Origin of the sequence: Pelagibius sp., from assembly GCF_965227505.1 — a bacterium.
GTDB lineage: Bacteria > Pseudomonadota > Alphaproteobacteria > Kiloniellales > Kiloniellaceae > Pelagibius.
This window is the reverse complement of the sequence record NZ_OZ245757.1, coordinates 4,442,492-4,459,871: the sequence shown is the minus strand read 5'-3', so window position 1 is coordinate 4,459,871 and position 17,380 is coordinate 4,442,492. Positions and strand designations below refer to the sequence as shown.

The following is a 17,380-nucleotide window of genomic DNA, read 5'->3' as shown; positions in this document are numbered from 1 at the left end:
CCTTCGCAGGCTTGTAACTTGCCAGAGCGGTCATATTTGGGAACCATTGGGACAATGTGGGAAATGCTGCTTTTGCGGAATCCCGCACCTGGGGTTTATGGAATCCTGCAATCCGGGTTCCATGGGGTCCTGCCGACTGGGACTTGCACTTTTCTGCCAAACACAAACCGGGCCATCATGATGCTGCGCGTTCTTACTCCCGTTGCCATTGCTCTTGTCCTGGCAGCTTGCGACGATGCGGACCAGGCAGCGGAAGCGCGCGCCGTGCCGCCGCCCCCGCCGTCGGTGACCATCGCCAAACCGGTGGTCAAGCAGATCGTCGAGGACGATGAGTTCGTTGGACGCTTCGAGGCCGTCGACGAGGTCCAGGTCAGCGCCCGGGTCGGCGGCTATCTGGACCAGATACACTTCGAAGACGGTTCGATCGTCGAAGAGGGCCAGTTGCTCTTTACGATCGATCAGCGCCCCTTCCGCGCCATCCTCGGGCAAGCCGAGGCGGCCCTCCAGATCGCACAGTCGCGCTATGAGTTCGCCCAGAAGGAACTCGCCCGCGCCGAGGAACTGGTGCAGCGCGGCAACATCTCCCGCAGCGTCGTCGACGAGCGGCGTCAGGAATTCATCTCTTCCCAGGCGGAGGTGGGAGGGGCGCGCGCGGCCGTCCAAGCCGCGGCCCTGGACCTCGAGTTCACCGAGATCCGCGCGCCCTTCGGCGGGCGGATCGGGCGCCACCTCCTCTCTATCGGCAATCTGGTGGAGGCAAACGAGACCGTCCTGACGAGTATCGTCTCGCTCGACCCGATCTACTTCTACTTCGATATCAACGAGCGCTATTACCTGGCTTACGCGCGGGACGCCCGCGCGCGTGGGCAGGCGCTGCAGGAAGGCGGCAGCGGCCTGCCGGTGAGGGTTCGCCTGGGCGACAGTGTGGAGGATCCGCGCGAGGGGAATCTCGATTTCTCCGAGAACCGCCTGGATGAGGATTCGGGCACCATGCGCGTGCGCGCGGTGTTCCAGAACGGGGATCTGGTTCTTCAGCCGGGCCTCTTCGGCCGGGTGAATGTGCCGGGGTCGCTGCCCTACCTCGGCATTCTGATCCCGGACGAAGCGATCACCGCCGACCAGAACAAGCGCATCGTCTACCTGGTAGACGAGGAGGGCGTCGTCTCGACCAGGGAAGTCCGTCCCGGCCCCAGGATCGACGGCTACCGTGTGATCCGAGAGGGCCTGACCGGCGATGAGCAGGTCGTGGTCGATGGGCTGATGCGGGTGCGCCCGGGCATCACGGTGGCGCCGGAAGTCATTCAGTTGGCCGAAGAAGCCCAATAGAAGCCCAGTAGGTGCTCGCCGACCAGTCAACCCGAAGCAGGACGCGGCCATGAACTTTGCGCATTTCTTCGTCGACCGGCCGATCTTCGCTTCCGTGCTTTCCATCATCCTCGTCATCCTGGGGCTGGTGGCCTACACCCAGCTCCCGGTTTCCCAGTATCCGGAGATCGCACCGCCCTCCATCGTCGTGCGCGCCAGCTATCCCGGCGCGGACGCCGCCACCGTGGCCGCGACGGTGGCGACCCCCTTGGAGCAGGAAATCAACGGTGTGGAAGGCATGCTCTACATGTCTTCCTACTCCACCTCGGACGGCAGCATGTCGCTGACCGTGACCTTCCAGCTGGGCACCAACCTCGACGACGCGCAGGTGCTCGTCCAGAACCGGGTCTCCATCGCCGAGCCACGCCTGCCCGAGGAGGTGCGCCGCCTGGGCGTCACCACGGCCAAGAGCTCGCCCGACCTGATGATGGTCGTGCACATGCTCTCGCCGGACGAAACCTACGATCAGCTCTACGTCTCCAACTACGCCCGCGCAAGGGTACGCGACATTCTCGTGCGGCTCGACGGCGTCGGCGAACTGACCATCTTCGGCGAACGCCAGTTCGCCACCCGCGTCTGGATCGATCCGGAGAAGCTCTCCGCCTATGGCCTCACCCCCGGCGATGTCGTCGATGCCCTGCGCGAGCAGAACGTCCAGGTCTCCGGCGGCGCACTCGGCGCGCCACCCAATACCGCCAACAACGCCTTTCAATACACGGTCACCACCCAGGGCCGCTTCGACGACCCCAGGCAGTTCGGCAGGGTCATCGTCCGGGCCACCGAGGACGGGCGTATCGTGCGGGTGCAGGATGTGGCTCGCGTCGAACTCGGCGCGCAGGATTACGTTACGAACTCCTATCTCAACAACAAACCCGCCGTCGCGCTGGGAATCTTCCAGAGACCGGGGAGCAATGCCCTTGCGACCTCCGAAGAAATCATCGAGGTCATGGCGGAGTTGAAGAAGGACTTCCCGGCCGGCCTGGACTATCAGGTCGTCTACAATCCCACGGAGTTCATATCGGCCTCCATCGACGCGGTCTATCAAACGATCTTCGAGGCGGTGGTTCTGGTCGTCGTGGTGATCATCGTCTTCCTGCAGTCTTGGCGCACGGCGATCATCCCCATCCTGGCGATTCCGGTTTCGCTCATCGGCACCTTTGCGGTGATGCTGGCGCTCGGCTACTCGATTAATATGCTGACGCTCTTCGGTCTCGTGCTCGCCATCGGCATCGTGGTCGACGACGCCATCGTCGTGGTCGAGAACGTGGAGCGCAACATCGCGAACGGGATGGCCCCGCGCGACGCGGCCCACCGCACCATGGACGAGGTCGCCGGTGCGCTCATCGCCACCTCCCTGGTGCTGATCGCGGTTTTCGTGCCGACGGCCTTCGTGCCCGGCGTTTCCGGTCAGTTCTACCAGCAGTTCGCCGTGACCATCGCCGTCTCGACAGCGATCTCCTCGATCAACTCTCTGACCCTCTCGCCGGCCATGGCGGCAATCCTGCTGCAGCCGCATGACAAGCCGAGGGGCAAGAATCCGCTGGCACGGGCCGGCGGCTGGATGGCCGACCGCTTCAACCAGGGCTTCGACAAGCTCGCTCTGGGGTATGCCTGGCTGGTCCGCATCCTGGTTTCGCGAAGCGCCATGCTGGGACTGGTGATGGTGGTCTTCGGCGGCCTCATCTACGGCGCCTACTACATGCTGACCACGGTGCCGCGCGGCTTCATTCCGACTCTTGACCAGGGCTATGCCATCGTCGTGGTGCAGCTTCCCGACGGCGCCTCCCTGGACCGCACGGACGCCGTGATCCGCAAGGCCTCCGAGATCGTCAACGAGACGCCCGGGGTCACCGATGCGGTCGCCTTTGCCGGCTTCTCCGGGGCCACCTTCACCAACGCGACCAATCAGGGCGTCATCTTCGCCCGCTTCGACGACTTCGCGCCGCGTATCGCCGCGGGTCTTTCGGCCGACGTCATCATCGGCGATCTCTTCGGGCGCATGCAGGCGCTGCGGGAGGCCTTTATCATCGCCATTCCGCCGCCGCCGGTGCGCGGCGTCGGCAACGCCGGCGGCTTCAAGATGCAGCTTCAGGAGAAGGAAGGCTCGGACATCCGGCGCGTCCTGGCCGCTGCCTTCCAGATGATGGGCGAAGCGCAGCAGACCCCCGGCGTCGCCGGTGTCTTCACGACCTTCTCCGCCTCCAGCCCGCAGATCTTCCTGGAGATCGACCGCGTGCGGGCGCAGATGCTGAACGTCCCTATCTCCAACATCTTCGAGGCGCTGTCGGTCAATCTCGGCTCGACCTATGTCAATGATTTCAATGCCTTCGGCCGGCTCTACCAGGTGCGCGTGCAGGCCGACCAGCAGTTCCGCCTGGCGCCGGAAGACATCCTCGGACTGAAGGTGCGCTCGGCGACCAACGCCCTGGTGCCGCTGGGCTCCCTGGTGACCGTCCAGGACCGTTCCGGCCCGGACCTGGTCCAGCGCTACAACATGCTGGTCTCGGTGCCGCTGCAGGGCAACGCCGCGCCGGGGGTTTCGACCGGCGACAGCCTCGACATCATGGAGGCGATGGCCGCCAACACCCTGCCGCGGGGTCTCACCTTCGAATGGACCGAACTGGCCCTGCAGGAAAAGCTCGCCGGTGACGCAGCGATCTATATCTTCGCCCTCGCCGTGATCTTCGCCTTCCTCGTGCTGGCGGCGCAGTACGAAAGCTGGGTGCTGCCCAAGGCGATCATTCTGATCGTGCCGACCAGCATCCTGGCGGCCCTCCTGGGGGTCAGCCTGCGGGGCATGGACAACAACATCCTGACCCAGGTCGGCCTGATCGTGCTGGTCGGCCTGGCGGCGAAGAACGCCATCCTGATCGTCGAGTTCGCCAAGCAGCTCGAGGAAGAAGGCAAGGGTCTGATCGCCGCCACCGTGGAGGCGGCGCGCCTGCGCCTGCGCCCGATCCTGATGACGGCCTTCGCCTTCATTCTCGGCGTGGTTCCCCTGGTGATCGCCCAGGGGCCCGGCGCCGAGATGCGCCAGGCCATGGGCACGGCAGTCTTCTCCGGCATGCTGGGGGTGACCTTCTTCGGCCTGCTCCTGACGCCGGTCTTCTACGTCGTGCTGCGGCGCATCTTCCGCAAAAGCGGCCCGGCCAGTGGCCAGGTGAAGCCGGACGCCCAGGTGAGGCAGGGCGCCCCTGCGGAGTAGACCTGCCGGAGACCTCCGGCCCCTCGGCCGGGGGACGCCTGCGGATAGTTGCTTGATCCCACCCGTAAGGTCCGTCAGCATCGACGGAGAAATTCACTGGGGGGATCAGTGGCAAAGAAGCCCAAAACGGCCCGCATAAAGTCCGGGGCGAAGTCCGCTGCGAAGAAGCCGAAGCGCCGGGGAATCAAGGCTGAAGTCACCAGCCTGAGCGAGAAGCAGGCCCTGATCGGCTGGCGCGAGTGGCTGTCGCTCCCGGCGCTTGGGATCGAGCGCATCAAGGCAAAGACCGACACCGGCGCGCGCACCTCGGCCCTGCACGCCATGAACATCGCCCCTTTCGACAGCGGCGGCGCGCTCTGGGTCGCCTTCGAGGTCGCCCCCCACAGCGGCGGCGCCCGTGACCGCGCCCGGGTGCAATGCCGCGCCCCGGTGCGCGATCATCGCCCGGTGAAAAGCTCCAGCGGCCACGCCCAGGACCGTTATGTCATCGTCACGCCGGTGGTGCTGGGCGAGAAGCACTTCGAGATTGAACTGACCCTCACCAACCGGGCCGAAATGGGGTTCGAGATGCTGTTCGGAAGAACCGCCTTGCGCGCCGGGCGCTTTCTGGTACATCCCTCGCGCTCGTTCCTCTTGAGCCCAAGACAGGGCCGCTAGCGTGGAGAGAACGGCCCCCCTTTACCCAGCCCCCACCCCCCTAGGCCCGCCAAGGCCGAAGCCAGGACGCTCGCGATGAAGATTCTCATGCTGGCCCGCAATCCGAACCTCTATTCCCACCGGCGGCTTGTGGCGGCTGCCGAGGCCAGAGGGCACGAACTCGACATCGCCAACACCCTGCGCTGCTACATGAACATCACCTCGCACCGTCCGATGGTGATCTACAACGGCGAAAAGCTGGCCGGCTATGACGCGGTCATCCCGCGCATCGGCGCCTCGATCACCTATTACGGTCTCGCCGTGCTCCGGCAGTTCGAGATGATGGGGGTCTTTCCCCTGAACGAGTCGGTGGCCATCGGCCGCTCGCGCGACAAGCTGCGCTCCATGCAGCTTCTGGCCCGCGACGGCATCGGCCTGCCGGTCACCGCCTTCGCCCACGACCCCAAGGTCACGGAGGAGGTGATCAAGATCGCCGGCGGCGCGCCGGTGGTGATCAAGCTTCTCGAGGGCACCCAGGGCATCGGCGTCGTCCTGGCGGATACCAAGAACTCCGCCAAGTCGGTGGTCGAGGCCTTCCGTGGCGCCAACGTGAACATCCTGGTGCAGGAGTTCATCAAGGAAGCCGGCGGCACCGATATCCGGGCCTTCGTGGTTGGCGGCAAGGTGGTCGCCGCCATGCAGCGCAAGGGCGCCGCCGACGACTTCCGCTCCAACCTGCACCGCGGCGGCGAGGCGACGCGCATCAAGATCACCGCCGAGGAACGCTCCACGGCCGTGCGCGCCGCCAAGGCCATGGGCCTCAACGTCTGCGGCGTCGACATGCTGCGCTCCAACCACGGCGCGGTGGTGATGGAGGTGAACTCCTCGCCCGGGCTGGAGGGCGTCGAAAAGGCCACCGGGGTCGACGTGGCCGACCTGATGGTCCAGTTCCTGGAAAAGAATGCCCGCCCCGGCAAGACCAAGACCAGGGGTCGAGGCTAGTTCCATGACCCCCAAAACCACGGCCCGGCGGCAGCCCTTCAAGATCGGAGGGGTTGCGGTGGCCCCCGGCGGGCGGCAGACCATCGGCCTGCCCCTTTCGGTTTTGTCCAACCATACGCCCATGGCGCTGCCGGTCCACGTGGTCCATGGCGCGCGCCCGGGCCCGACCCTCTTTGTCTCCGCTGCCATTCACGGCGACGAGATCATCGGCGTGGAGATCATCCGTCGGCTCCTGGCCCTGCCGGTCCTGGCCAAGCTGAGGGGCACACTCCTGGCAGTCCCCATCGTCAATGCCTTTGGGTTCCTCAGTCACTCGCGCTACCTGCCGGACCGCCGCGACCTCAACCGCTCCTTCCCCGGCTCGGCCAGGGGCTCGCTCGCCGGGCAGTTGGCCGATCTCTTCCTGACCGAGATCGTCGCCCCGGCGGATCTGGGCATCGATATCCACTCTGCAACCATCCACCGCGTGAACCTGCCGCAGATCCGCATATCGCCCCAGCAGAAGACCATGGAGGAACTGGCCACGGTCTTCGGCCCGCCGGTGGTGCTGGAGGCACCGCTGCGCGACGGCTCCCTGCGCCAGGCCGCGGCGGAGGTGGGCACCGACGTCATGCTGTTCGAGGCCGGCGAGGGCCTGCGCTTCGACGAGTTCGCCATCCGCGTCGGCGTGACCGGTATCCTGCGGGTGATGAAACACCTTTCGATGGTGCCAGCACGCAGCGTGCGCGACGCAAAGGTGGCGCCCATGATATCGGAATCGAGCTATTGGCTGCGCGCGCCGGAGGGCGGGGTTCTGCGCAGCTTCAAGACCATCGGCGACAGCGTCGCCGAGGGGGATCTGATCGGCATCATCTCCGATCCCTTCGGCGAGATGGAAACCGAACTGCGGGCCCGCGACGCGGGCCTGTTGATCGGACGGACCAACCTGCCGGTGGTCAACCGCGGCGACGGGCTGGCCCACATCGCCCGCCACCGCCGCGCCCGCAGCGTCGAGGCCGCCGTGGGACGCATCGAGGCGGAACTGCAGGAAGATCCGCTGTTCGACGAAGACGAGATCATCTGAGGGCCGGCGGCAAGGGGGGCCTGCGCCTTGCCCCCCGACTGCCTGCCGCGCCACGATAGAGGGCGGACATGCCTTATCGATTGCCACCCCTGAAAAGCCTGCGCCTCTTCGAGGCTGCCGCCCGGCACCTGAGCTTCAAGCAGGCGGCCGAGGAACTGGCGATCACGCCCAGCGCCGTCAGCCACGGCATCAGGGTTCTGGAGGACTGGCTGGGCGCGCCCCTCTTCGATCGCACGCAGCGGACGCTGGTCCTGACGGATGCGGGTAAAGCCTATCTGCCCGAGGTGCAGGGCGCGCTCGACCGGCTTGCCGCCGCGAGCGATGCCGTACAGAAGCGTGGCGGTGGCGGTGCGCTCTCCATCAGTGTCGCGCCCACCTTCGGCGCCCGCTGGCTTGCACATCATCTGCCGGACTTCCAGGCCCGCCATCCCGGAATTGCCGTCACCCTGGACAGCACCCAGCGCCAGATCGCCTTTCCCCGCGACGGCATAGACCTGGCGATCCGCATGGGGTTCGGCGACTGGCCGGAGCTCGACGTGACCTGCCTGGCGGTGGAGGAACTGGTTCCCGTCTGCGCGCCCGCTCTCGCCCCGGCCATCCGCACAGCCGACGATCTCAGAGACCAGACCTTGTTGCAGGTCAGCAGCGTCGCAGAGGACTGGACGGCCTGGGCCGCGCTCGCCGGGGTCGGGGAGGACGCGTTTGACCTGGAAACGGGGCCCCGCTTCGACAACATCGGCATGGCCCTGGATGCGGCGGCGGAAGGCATGGGTCTGGCCATCGGCCGCCGCCCGCTGATCGACCCGGACCTCGCGGCCGGACGCCTGGTTGCCGTCCTGGGTCCGCCGCACCCGGCACGCACGGGTTACTGGCTGCTGGCCGCACCCGGCGCGATGGCGCGGCCGGAACTCAGCATCTTCCGCGACTGGCTTCGCAAAACGCTCGACGCGCAGCCCGGCGCCGCGGCGACTCAGGAACCGGTATAGACGGCCGGGCGCCGCTCGATCCAGGCGGTCAACCCCTCGGGAAGATCATGGCTGGGCAGCAGCCGGGCGAACTGCTCGCTCTCCGCCAGAAGGCCTTCGGCAATGCCCATGTTGAGACCGCGGGTGACCGCCGTAATGATGCTGGCGGTGGCCAGCGGCGAATAGACCAGGATGCGCCCGGCCAGCGCCTGCGCCGCCGGCAGGACCTCCGCGGCCGGAACGACTGCATTGACCAGGCCCATTTCCAGGGCGCGTTCAGCCGAGAAGCTTTCGCCCGTCAGCAGCAGTTCCAGGGCGCGTTTGCGCCCGGCCAGACGCGGCAGGCGCTGCGTGCCACCGAAGGTGGGCGGCATGCCCAGCCTGATCTCGGGCTTGGCAAAGCGCGCGGTCTCGCTGGCGACGGCCAGATGCACGGCCTCGGTGATTTCGCAGCCGCCGCCGTAGGCCAGTCCGTTCACCGCGGCGATCACGGGCTTGGTGTAAGCCTCCAGACGCGCCGTCAGGGTCTGACCGCGGCGCACGAAGTCCCGCAGCGCAGCCGCGCCATCCCGCTGTACGGTTTCGGAGAACTCGTGAATGTCCGCACCGGCGGAAAAGGCGCGGTCGCCGGCGCCGGTCAGAACGATCGCCCCGACCGCAGCGTCGGTTTCCAGCCGGTCAAGCCACTGAAGCATCGCATCCGCCATGGCGTAGCTGATGGCGTTGAGCTTTTTCGGACGGTTCAAATGGAGGGTCGCTACGCCATCGGCAATCTCGCAAAGGACGGGTTCGGACATCGCTGGGCTCCTTCGTTCCGTGACGCGCCAATCTGGGCCAGAACGGCTGATATCCGCAAACGAGTAAGACACACCTGCGGATGAAGGAAATTCACGATCCGCCCGCGCCCTTGCCGACGGTGCCGCCGGACGCGGCACCATTGGACGCTGACCGTGACTGCGGGTATGGTCGCGGCACAACAGAGAACAAGCCCAGGAACGACTCCCACGATGCCAGGCGACTGGATCCAGCAGTTTCCGGACTTGGCGACGCTGCCGCCTGACGAACAGCAGATGCTGGCCAAGAGCGCACAGGCGGTCAGCCTGCCGCCGCAGACGACGATTTTCGCCCCCGGCCAGCCGGCGCAGAGCTTCATGCTGCTCCTGGAGGGGACCGTGCGGGTGCAGCAGGTCTCCGCCGGCGGGCGAGAGATCGTGCTTTACCGCATCGGCGGTGGCGAAAGCTGCATTATGACAACGGCCTGTCTGCTGTCGCAGGACACCTATAATGCCGAAGGTATCACCGAGACAGCGGTCGAGGCCGTTGCCCTGCCGCGTTCGGCCTTCGACGACATGATGGCGCGCTCGGCGCAGTTCCGCCGCTTCGTGTTTTCCGACTATTCCAGTCGAATCACAGACCTGCTGCAGGTCGTCGAAGAAGTCGCCTTCGAGCGGATCGACAAGCGCCTGGCGCAGAAGCTGCTGGAAAGGGCGGACAGCGACGGTTCCCTCGCGGCAACCCATCAGGACCTGGCGGTGGAACTCGGCACTGCCCGCGAGGTGGTCAGCCGCCACCTGAAGGAGTTCCAGCGCCGCGGTTGGCTGACGCTGACCCGCGGCCAGATCGGTCTCAGCGATCCTCCGGCCCTGGCTCGGCTGGCCGAGGCGGAGTAGCCGCGACGCCGCCGGCCTGTTCCGATGGTTGATCTGGCACAATGCCCCCGGCCCGCCCCGCATGGCCATATGCTCTGCGTGACTAAATCACAGACGCCGCGGATTTAGCGCCCTAGCTTCCTGTGCTGACGCCATCTGGCCCCTCGCACAAAGGAGCGAAGCAGTGACCCGCAACGTTGGAACTCTCGACCGCATTTTGCGCGCCGGCATCGGCATTGTCCTGCTGGCGCTGGTCTTCATCGGCCCGCAGACACTCTGGGGCCTCGTCGGCCTGGTGCCGCTCGCCACGGCCTTCGTCGGTTTTTGCCCGGCCTACCGTCTGCTCGGCCTCTGCACGCTGGCAGGAAACCGGCGCAAGGCCTGAGCTCCGGAGGCCTGAGGTCAGGGCCCGGCCGGCCAAAAACCCCGACCGCCAAAAACACCGGCCGCCAAAAACACCGGCCCGCAAAAGAACAACAGACTGAGGAAATGCCATGCACCCGGAAGTGAGAACCTTCTTCGATGAAGCCACCTTCACCGCAACCCACGTAGTCTGGGACCCGGAAACCAAGGCGGCGGCCATCATCGATTCGGTGAAGGACTACGACCCCAAGTCGGGCCGTACAGCGACCGCCTGCGCCGACGAGGTGATCGATTTCGTGAAACAGCAGGGACTGACCGTCGACTGGATTCTGGAAACCCACGTCCATGCCGACCACCTGACCGCGGCGCCCTACCTGAAGGAAAAGCTGGGTGGCAAGGTCGCCATCGGCGCGCGCATCGACCAGGTCCAGCAGGTCTTCAAGAAGCTGTTCAACACGGAAGAAGGTTTCTCCGCCGACGGCCGCCAGTTCGATCGCCTGCTGGAGGACGGCGACAGCCTCTCCATCGGAAACCTGCGGGTGAGCGTCATCCACACGCCCGGCCACACGCCCGCCTGCGTGACCTATGTGATCGGCGATGCCGCCTTTGTCGGCGACACGCTTTTCATGCCCGATTTCGGCACCGCGCGCTGTGATTTTCCCGGCGGTGACGCAAGGACGCTTTTCCGCTCGATCCGCAAGATCCTCGACCTGCCGGCAGAAACGCGCCTTTTCATGTGCCACGACTACGCGCCCAACGGCCGCGGCTACCGCTGGGAGACCACCGTGGGCGCGGAGCGGGCCGAGAACATCCATGTCCGCGACGGCATCTCCGAGGACGCCTTCGTTGAGATGCGCAGCGCCCGCGACAAGCAACTCGACATGCCGGTGCTGATCCTGCCGTCGGTGCAGGTGAACATGCGCGCCGGCGACATGCCGCCGGCCGAGGACAACGGCCTGCGCTACCTGAAAATCCCCGTCGACGCGCTGTGAGCTCCGCCAACGGCCACGCAAAAGAAGGCCGGGCAGAAAGGGAATCCCATGGAACTGAAAACAATCGACAAAAGCTTTGCCGTTGCGCCGCAGATCGAAGCCGCTGACGTCGCCGAGATCGCCAGGGCGGGCTACAAGACCATCATCTGCAACCGGCCGGACGGCGAAGGCAACGATCAGCCGCTGTTCCACGAGATCGAAGAGGCGGCACGGGCCCAGGGGCTCGAAGCGCATTACCTGCCGGTCGAGAGCGGCAAGGTCAGCGATGCGGATGCCGAAGCCTTCGGCGAAAGGCTGGAAGCCGTGCCCAAGCCGGTCTTCGCCTACTGCCGCAGCGGCACCCGTTCGGTCACGCTGTGGTCGCTGAGCCGCGCCGGGAAGATGCCGCTGGCCGACATCCTGGCCGCGGCCAAGGACGCCGGCTATGACATGGCCGGCGTCGTCCGCCGCATCGCCAATGCCGGCAAGACACCGCAGGAGGTCATCGACGGGACGTTCGAAATCGTGGTGGTCGGCGCCGGCTCGGCCGGCATCGCCGTGGCGTCCTCCCTCCTCGCCCGCGCGCCGGACCTCAGCATTGCCGTCATCGACCCCGCCGATATCCACTACTACCAGCCGGGCTGGACCCTGGTCGGCGGCGGCGTCTTCGAGGCGGACGAGACCGTACGCACGCTCTCCTCGGTGCTGCCGAAGAACGTGCACTGGATCAAGGCCGCGGTGGCCGCTTTCGAGCCGGAGCGCAACGTGGTGCTGCTGGAAGGCTGCCGCGCCATCGAGTACGGCCGGCTGATCGTCTGCCCGGGCCTGAAGCTCGACTGGCACAAGGTGGAGGGACTGGTCGACACCCTGGGCCAGAACGGCGTGACCTCCAACTACCGCTTCGATCTGGCGCCCTATACCTGGGAGCTGGTGCGCAACCTGAAAGCAGGCACTGCGCTCTTCACCCAACCGCCCATGCCGATCAAATGCGCCGGTGCGCCGCAGAAGGCGATGTACCTCTCCGCCGATCACTGGCTGCGCAGCGGCGTGCTCGACCACATCGACATCGCCTTCTACAACGCCGGCCCGGTGCTCTTCGGGGTCAAGGACTACGTGCCGGCCCTGATGGACTACGTCGAGAAGTATCGCGCGGAACTGAACTTCACCCACAACCTGGTCGCCGTCGACGGCCCCGCCAGGCAGGCCTGGTTCGACGCCACGGACGGCGACGGCAAGGTCACCCGCGTCGAGCGCCGCTTCGACATGATGCACGTCTGCCCGCCGCAGTGCGCGCCGGACTTCATCCGCGTCAGCCCCCTGGCCGACCAGGCCGGCTGGGTCGATGTCGACCAGAACACTCTGCGCCACAAGCAGTTCGACAACATCTGGAGCCTGGGCGACGCAATGAACGCGCCCAACGCAAAGACCGCCGCCGCGGCCCGCAAGCAGGCCCCGGTGGTGGCGCAGAATGTGCTCTCGGACATGGGGCGCAAGGTTTCGGTCGGCCACTATGACGGCTACGGCTCCTGCCCGCTGACGGTGGAACGCGGCAAGATCGTGTTGGCGGAGTTCGGTTACGGCGGCAAGCTGCTGCCCAGCTTCCCCGGCTGGCTGATCGACGGCAAGCGGCCGAGCCGCCTGGCGTGGCTGCTGAAGGAGAAGATCCTGCCGCCGATCTACTGGCAGGCCATGCTGAAAGGCAAGGAGTGGCTGGCAAAGCCGGAGGCCGCCAAGCCGGAGGTGGTGAACTGAGGCCAGTGGTTTTGGGCCGGCAGCGCGAGGCCGCGAAATGATCGGGCGACTGCTGCCGGGCCTCGCCTGGGTCCGGCGCTATGACCGCACGGCTTTGCAGGGCGATGCCCTGGCCGCGGTTATCGTCACCATCATGCTGATCCCCCAGAGCATGGCCTATGCGCTGCTGGCCGGGCTGCCGCCGGAGGTGGGGCTCTACGCCAGCATGGCGCCGCTGCTGGCCTACGCCCTCTTCGGCAGTTCCTCGACCCTGGCGGTGGGCCCGGTCGCCGTGGTCTCCCTGATGACGGCGGCTGCAGTGGGCGACCTGGCGGCTGTCGGCACGCCGGAGTACCGCGGCGCGGCCCTCGCGCTTGCCCTCATCTCCGGGCTGTTCCTGGTGATCCTCGGCGTCGCGCGCCTGGGCTTCCTCGCCAGCCTGCTCAGCCACCCCGTGATCTCCGGCTTCATCACCGCCTCCGGCCTGCTGATCGCCGCCAGCCAGCTGAAGCATATCCTGGGCATCGAGGCCGGCGGTCATACGCTGCTTGAACTGCTGCAGTCCCTCGGCGCGCAGATCGATGCCGTAAACGGCCCGACGCTCGCCATCGGCGCCGGGGCGACGTTGTTCCTGTTCTGGGTGCGCGGCTCGCTGAAACCCCTGTTGGTACGGGCCGGGCTGGGGCCCAGGCTGGCGGACAGCCTGGCCAAGGCCGGCCCCGTGGCTGCGGTCATCGTCACCATCCTCCTGGTCGACCAGCTGGCACTGCAGGCCCACGGCGTCGCGGTCGTGGGCGCCATTCCCCAGGGCCTGCCGCCGCTCGCGCTGCCGCCCCTGGACCCGGAGCTCTGGCGGCAACTGCTGCCGGCGGCGGTTTTGATCTCCGTTGTCGGCTTTGTCGAGTCGGTCTCGGTCGCCCAGACTCTGGCCGCCAAGCGGCGCGAGCGCATTCAGCCCAACAACGAGTTGCTGGGCCTCGGCGCCGCCAACATCGCCGCCGGCGTGACCGGCGGCTATCCGGTGACCGGCGGCTTCGCCCGCTCCGTCGTCAACTTCGATGCCGGCGCACGGACGCCGCTGGCCGGCGTCATGACGGCGGCGGGCATCGGCCTCACCGCCCTGCTGCTGACACCCCTGTTTCATCAACTGCCCAAGGCGACGCTGGCGGCGACCATCGTCGTGGCGGTCCTGTCGCTGGTCGACCTGGGCGCGCTGAAGCGCACCTGGGTTTATTCCAAGGCCGACTTCGCCGCCATGGCCGCGACCATCGCCGTGGTTCTGGGCGCTGGGGTCGAGGCCGGCATCGTCACCGGCGTAGCGCTCTCACTCGTGCTCTTCCTGGTGCGCGCCAGCCGCCCCCACATGGCCGTGGTGGGCCAGGTGCCGGGCACCCATCACTTCCGCAACGTGAAGCGCCACGCGGTGGTGACCAGCCCGCAGATCCTCAGCCTGCGGGTTGACGAGAGCCTTTACTTCGCCAACGCCCGCTGGCTGGAGGACCGGCTCTACGACATGGCCGTCGCCGACCCGGCCCTGCGCCACGTGGTGCTGAGCTGCGCCGCCGTCAACGACATCGACGCCAGCGCCCTGGAAAGCCTGGAGATGCTGAACGAGCGGCTGGAGGCGGCCGGCGTGCGCTTCCACCTCTCAGAGGTGAAGGGGCCGGTGATGGATCGCCTGAAACGCTCCGACTTCCTGGCGAAACTCACCGGCCAGGTCTTTCTCAGCCACTATGACGCGCTCGCCGCCCTCGACCCGGAAACCACGCAGAAGGCTTCCGCGGGCAGCCGGCCGGAACGCTCCGCAGCGACACTATGAGAGCCGCCCTGACGGTATCCGTCGTCAGGCGGCCTGCTTCACAGCCTCGCGCACCTGCAGCAGCGTGACGCAGGCTTCGGCCGCTTCGCGCCCCTTGACGCGGAAGTGCTCGAGGAAGAAGCGCCGGTGCTCCTCGCTCTCATGGAAGTTGTGCGGCGTCAGCACCGTAGAGAACACCGGCAGATCGGTGTCCATCTGCACCCGCATCAGCGCCGAGACGACGGTCTCCGCCACGAACTCGTGGCGGTAGATGCCGCCGTTGACGACGAAGGCGGAGCCGACGATCGCCTTGAAGCGGCCGGTCTTGGCGAGATCGCGCGCCAGCAGCGGGATCTCGAAGGCGCCCGGCACCTCGTAGGCCTCGACGGCAAGACGGCCGTCCGACAGCTTGGTCAGCGCCTCCTCGAAGGAGGTGTGGCACTGATCGACAATGTCCGCATGCCAGCGCGCTTTCACAAAGGCGACGCGGCCTTCCGGCTGGCTGGGGGAGCTCTGATTCATGGTTTTCTCCTCAAGACGACGTCAGAAACCAGAACCAGGGCGACAGGAGTACACGCGGCTCTTCCGGACTGCTGAACGCAGGCCACCGCGAACCGCTTCTTCCATTCTCTTTCATCCGGACTGTCACCGTCGGCTTCGGAGTTGCACCGAATCTGCTGACCCCCTGGCAGACGCCTTCCCCGTGGGATGATTTGCCAAGGGCGCTCGCGGGCTGCGGGCTCGAAGGGCTTGCACCGCCCTGGAGCCCTCACCGCCGGTGGGGACTTCCACCCCGCCCTGAGAACGCGCCCCGCCGGAGGCGGGGCAACCCATCCTTAGCGCAGCCGGCTGCCTCTGTCGATGGGCTGCTTGATGCACGGCAAGGTATAGCCTCGATGCCCGCTCCCGCCCTATCATGGGCCGCGGAGGAACTGAGAGATGGAACAGGCTGACCAACAAGCCGTCATCGACGAACTCATCGACGGCAAGGGCTATGTGGTCCTGCCGCAGGTCTTCACTGCGGCGGAAATCGCCGAGGCGCGCGCCCTGATCATGCGGTACTCCGACAGCGATGCGCCCAAGGCGACCCACTTCCAGGGCGCCAATCCCGACAGGCTGCACCTGCAGCGCCGGGTCTGGAACCTTCTGAACAAGGGCGAGATCTTCGTCGCCATGGTGCAACACGAGCCCGTCGTCTCCATCATGCGGCGCTTCCTCGGCTCCGAGTTCATTCTCGGCTCCATCGCCGCCAACCGGCTGCTGCCGGGCGGTCCCGGCCAGGAGCTGCACATCGACTATCCCTACTGGGACATGTACAAGCCGGAGAGCTTTCCCGCCCGAATCAATCCCAGCTTTCCGTTGAACGCCCAGGCGACCATCCTGCTCGACGACTTCACGGCGGAGAACGGGGCCACCGCCATCGTGCCCGGCAGCCAGAAGCTCGGCCGCTATCCGAGCGAGGCGGACAGGGCCGCGGCGAAGCTCGACCGCATGACCGGCAAGGCCGGGGATGTCGCGATCTTTTTCGGCCTCGCCTGGCACGGCGCCATGCCGAACGGGAGCGACGGCGACCGCAGCGCCATCCTGATCCAATACCTGCCGAAGTTCGTTAAGCCGATGGAAGATCAGGTTCGCGGCCTCGATCCGCAGGTCCTGGACCGCGCCTCCCCGCTGCTGCGCCAACTGATCGGGCTCGACTATCCCTATCCGCAGCTGCTGGACGAGGCCGAGGCCGGCAACGCCGAAGGCCGGGTCGCCTGAGGGGGCCATTGCCTCGAGGGTGGTGGCGCCCTGGACAGGGCGGCTGCGCCGGGGCAGTCTGCGGCCATGCCGGATTCGCCATCGAAACCTCACGCTCAGGAAACCGACGGCCTGGACCCGCTGCGCCTGCGCGGCGGTTTTGCCGATCTGGTCGGCTATGAACTGGCGGCCTGGGAACCGGACCTGGCCAGCATCGCACTGACCGTCGACACCCGGCACCTGAACCGCAGCGGCGTGATGCACGGCGGCGTGCTGACGACGCTGATCGATACCGCCTGCGGCTACTGCGGCTGCTACAGCGCACCCGGCGAACCGGGCCGGCGCGCGCTCACGCTCTCCCTCACCAGCAGCTTCATCGGCGCCGCCCAGGCGGGCCAGCGGCTCACCGCGACGGCACGGCGCAGCGGCGGCGGTAAGAGCATCTTCTTCGCCGAGTGTCAGGTGGTGGACGAGGCCGGCCGCGTGGTCGGCAGCGGCCAGGGCAGCTTCAAGTACATCACCAAGCGCTGAAGACAGGCTCCGGCACGGCCCGCCCGGGCTTCAGGCGAGCCAGGCCATGAGGGCAACGACAGCCAGAAAGAGCCCGAACGCCAGGAAGCGGCCGCGCAGCTGTTCGTCGCTTTCCTTGATCATCATGCGCTGCCCTTCGGTGAAGGTGCCGGCCTTCTGCCGCAGGCGCAGCCAATGGCGCGCCAGCCAATGCTCGGTCCAGTAGTCGATACCGCCGCCGGCCATTGATGCTCCTCCGTCAGGCAGTCTGTCCCAAGGCAGACTTTCCTCCCACACTCTGGCCCCCCCATACTCTGGCCCTTGCGATGCTGCGCCGCAACCGTAAGCTGGCAGCACCCCGCGTGGCGGGCCCAGCGGCAAA

General features: G+C 66.8%; 16 protein-coding genes and 1 riboswitch. Of the genes, 13 read left to right on the top strand and 3 right to left on the bottom strand.

Annotation, left to right across the window (positions count from 1 at the left end; all coding sequences use genetic code 11):
* The first annotated feature begins 177 nt into the window (after positions 1-177).
* The 6 genes from ACO06P_RS21015 (at position 178) to gcvA (ending at position 8,257) form a co-directional block, all read left to right on the top strand.
* On the top strand, positions 178-1,326 hold the full coding sequence (locus tag ACO06P_RS21015) for an efflux RND transporter periplasmic adaptor subunit (protein ID WP_420347183.1): 1,149 nt from the start codon (positions 178-180) through the stop codon (positions 1,324-1,326).
* 49 nt (positions 1,327-1,375) lie between these two features.
* Complete coding sequence (locus ACO06P_RS21010; RefSeq protein ID WP_420347182.1) at positions 1,376-4,570, top strand: efflux RND transporter permease subunit; 3,195 nt, start codon at positions 1,376-1,378, stop codon at positions 4,568-4,570.
* A gap of 108 nt (positions 4,571-4,678) precedes the next feature.
* Entirely contained in the window at positions 4,679-5,227 is a 549-nt protein-coding gene (locus tag ACO06P_RS21005) for an ATP-dependent zinc protease (protein ID WP_420347181.1), read from the top strand.
* A 75-nt stretch (positions 5,228-5,302) separates the two neighbouring features.
* Positions 5,303-6,208 carry a 30S ribosomal protein S6--L-glutamate ligase gene (gene rimK, locus ACO06P_RS21000; RefSeq protein WP_420347180.1) on the top strand — a complete coding sequence of 302 codons (906 nt, stop codon included), beginning with the start codon at positions 5,303-5,305 and terminating at the stop codon, positions 6,206-6,208.
* 4 nt (positions 6,209-6,212) lie between these two features.
* On the top strand, positions 6,213-7,271 hold the full coding sequence (locus ACO06P_RS20995; RefSeq protein WP_420347179.1) for a succinylglutamate desuccinylase/aspartoacylase family protein: 1,059 nt from the start codon (positions 6,213-6,215) through the stop codon (positions 7,269-7,271).
* Between the two features lie 68 nt (positions 7,272-7,339).
* Positions 7,340-8,257 (top strand): transcriptional regulator GcvA, encoded by a 918-nt coding sequence (gene gcvA / locus ACO06P_RS20990; RefSeq protein ID WP_420347178.1) that lies wholly within the window; start codon positions 7,340-7,342, stop codon positions 8,255-8,257.
* Here gcvA and ACO06P_RS20985 read toward each other — a convergent pair.
* The gene (locus tag ACO06P_RS20985) at positions 8,242-9,033 is read right to left on the bottom strand and encodes a crotonase/enoyl-CoA hydratase family protein (protein WP_420347177.1); all 792 of its coding nucleotides are present in this window, start codon (positions 9,031-9,033) and stop codon (positions 8,242-8,244) included. The genes gcvA and ACO06P_RS20985 overlap by 16 nt on opposite strands.
* Positions 9,034-9,243: 210 nt before the next feature.
* On the opposite strand from ACO06P_RS20985, the gene ACO06P_RS20980 reads away from it, so the two are divergent.
* The 5 genes from ACO06P_RS20980 (at position 9,244) to ACO06P_RS20960 (ending at position 14,769) form a co-directional block, all read left to right on the top strand.
* Positions 9,244-9,906, top strand: coding sequence for a Crp/Fnr family transcriptional regulator (locus ACO06P_RS20980; RefSeq protein ID WP_420347176.1), 663 nt, complete (start codon positions 9,244-9,246; stop codon positions 9,904-9,906).
* Between the two features lie 163 nt (positions 9,907-10,069).
* Complete coding sequence (locus ACO06P_RS20975) at positions 10,070-10,270, top strand: YgaP family membrane protein (RefSeq protein WP_420347175.1); 201 nt, start codon at positions 10,070-10,072, stop codon at positions 10,268-10,270.
* 109 nt (positions 10,271-10,379) lie between these two features.
* On the top strand, positions 10,380-11,240 hold the full coding sequence (locus tag ACO06P_RS20970; protein WP_420347174.1) for an MBL fold metallo-hydrolase: 861 nt from the start codon (positions 10,380-10,382) through the stop codon (positions 11,238-11,240).
* Positions 11,241-11,288: 48 nt separating this feature from the next.
* Complete coding sequence (locus tag ACO06P_RS20965) at positions 11,289-12,971, top strand: TIGR01244 family sulfur transferase (protein WP_420347173.1); 1,683 nt, start codon at positions 11,289-11,291, stop codon at positions 12,969-12,971.
* Positions 12,972-13,008: 37 nt separating this feature from the next.
* On the top strand, positions 13,009-14,769 hold the full coding sequence (locus ACO06P_RS20960) for a SulP family inorganic anion transporter (protein WP_420347172.1): 1,761 nt from the start codon (positions 13,009-13,011) through the stop codon (positions 14,767-14,769).
* A 24-nt stretch (positions 14,770-14,793) separates the two neighbouring features.
* Here ACO06P_RS20960 and ACO06P_RS20955 read toward each other — a convergent pair whose 3' ends face one another.
* Positions 14,794-15,270, bottom strand: a complete 477-nt coding sequence (locus tag ACO06P_RS20955) for a 6,7-dimethyl-8-ribityllumazine synthase (protein ID WP_420347171.1) — start codon at positions 15,268-15,270, stop codon at positions 14,794-14,796.
* 99 nt (positions 15,271-15,369) lie between these two features.
* Positions 15,370-15,558: riboswitch (FMN riboswitch) on the bottom strand.
* 129 nt (positions 15,559-15,687) lie between these two features.
* Here ACO06P_RS20955 and ACO06P_RS20950 point away from each other — a divergent pair.
* The gene (locus ACO06P_RS20950; RefSeq protein ID WP_420347170.1) at positions 15,688-16,509 is read left to right on the top strand and encodes a phytanoyl-CoA dioxygenase family protein; all 822 of its coding nucleotides are present in this window, start codon (positions 15,688-15,690) and stop codon (positions 16,507-16,509) included.
* A 66-nt stretch (positions 16,510-16,575) separates the two neighbouring features.
* Positions 16,576-17,019, top strand: a complete 444-nt coding sequence (locus tag ACO06P_RS20945) for a PaaI family thioesterase (RefSeq protein ID WP_420347169.1) — start codon at positions 16,576-16,578, stop codon at positions 17,017-17,019.
* A 30-nt stretch (positions 17,020-17,049) separates the two neighbouring features.
* Here the strand turns inward: ACO06P_RS20945 and ACO06P_RS20940 are convergent, their stop codons facing one another.
* Positions 17,050-17,244 carry a hypothetical protein gene (locus ACO06P_RS20940; protein ID WP_420347168.1) on the bottom strand — a complete coding sequence of 65 codons (195 nt, stop codon included), beginning with the start codon at positions 17,242-17,244 and terminating at the stop codon, positions 17,050-17,052.
* Positions 17,245-17,380 lie beyond the last annotated feature (136 nt).

Coding starts and splice junctions, on each gene's coding strand:
- ACO06P_RS21015 (WP_420347183.1), top strand. CDS start 178: ATGATGCTGCGCGTTCTTACTCCCGTTGCCATTGCTCTTGTCCTGGCA.
- ACO06P_RS21010 (WP_420347182.1), top strand. CDS start 1,376: ATGAACTTTGCGCATTTCTTCGTCGACCGGCCGATCTTCGCTTCCGTG.
- rimK (WP_420347180.1), top strand. CDS start 5,303: ATGAAGATTCTCATGCTGGCCCGCAATCCGAACCTCTATTCCCACCGG.
- ACO06P_RS20995 (WP_420347179.1), top strand. CDS start 6,213: ATGACCCCCAAAACCACGGCCCGGCGGCAGCCCTTCAAGATCGGAGGG.
- gcvA (WP_420347178.1), top strand. CDS start 7,340: ATGCCTTATCGATTGCCACCCCTGAAAAGCCTGCGCCTCTTCGAGGCT.
- ACO06P_RS20985 (WP_420347177.1), bottom strand. CDS start 9,033: ATGTCCGAACCCGTCCTTTGCGAGATTGCCGATGGCGTAGCGACCCTC.
- ACO06P_RS20980 (WP_420347176.1), top strand. CDS start 9,244: ATGCCAGGCGACTGGATCCAGCAGTTTCCGGACTTGGCGACGCTGCCG.
- ACO06P_RS20970 (WP_420347174.1), top strand. CDS start 10,380: ATGCACCCGGAAGTGAGAACCTTCTTCGATGAAGCCACCTTCACCGCA.
- ACO06P_RS20965 (WP_420347173.1), top strand. CDS start 11,289: ATGGAACTGAAAACAATCGACAAAAGCTTTGCCGTTGCGCCGCAGATC.
- ACO06P_RS20960 (WP_420347172.1), top strand. CDS start 13,009: ATGATCGGGCGACTGCTGCCGGGCCTCGCCTGGGTCCGGCGCTATGAC.
- ACO06P_RS20955 (WP_420347171.1), bottom strand. CDS start 15,270: ATGAATCAGAGCTCCCCCAGCCAGCCGGAAGGCCGCGTCGCCTTTGTG.
- ACO06P_RS20950 (WP_420347170.1), top strand. CDS start 15,688: ATGGAACAGGCTGACCAACAAGCCGTCATCGACGAACTCATCGACGGC.
- ACO06P_RS20945 (WP_420347169.1), top strand. CDS start 16,576: ATGCCGGATTCGCCATCGAAACCTCACGCTCAGGAAACCGACGGCCTG.
- ACO06P_RS20940 (WP_420347168.1), bottom strand. CDS start 17,244: ATGGCCGGCGGCGGTATCGACTACTGGACCGAGCATTGGCTGGCGCGC.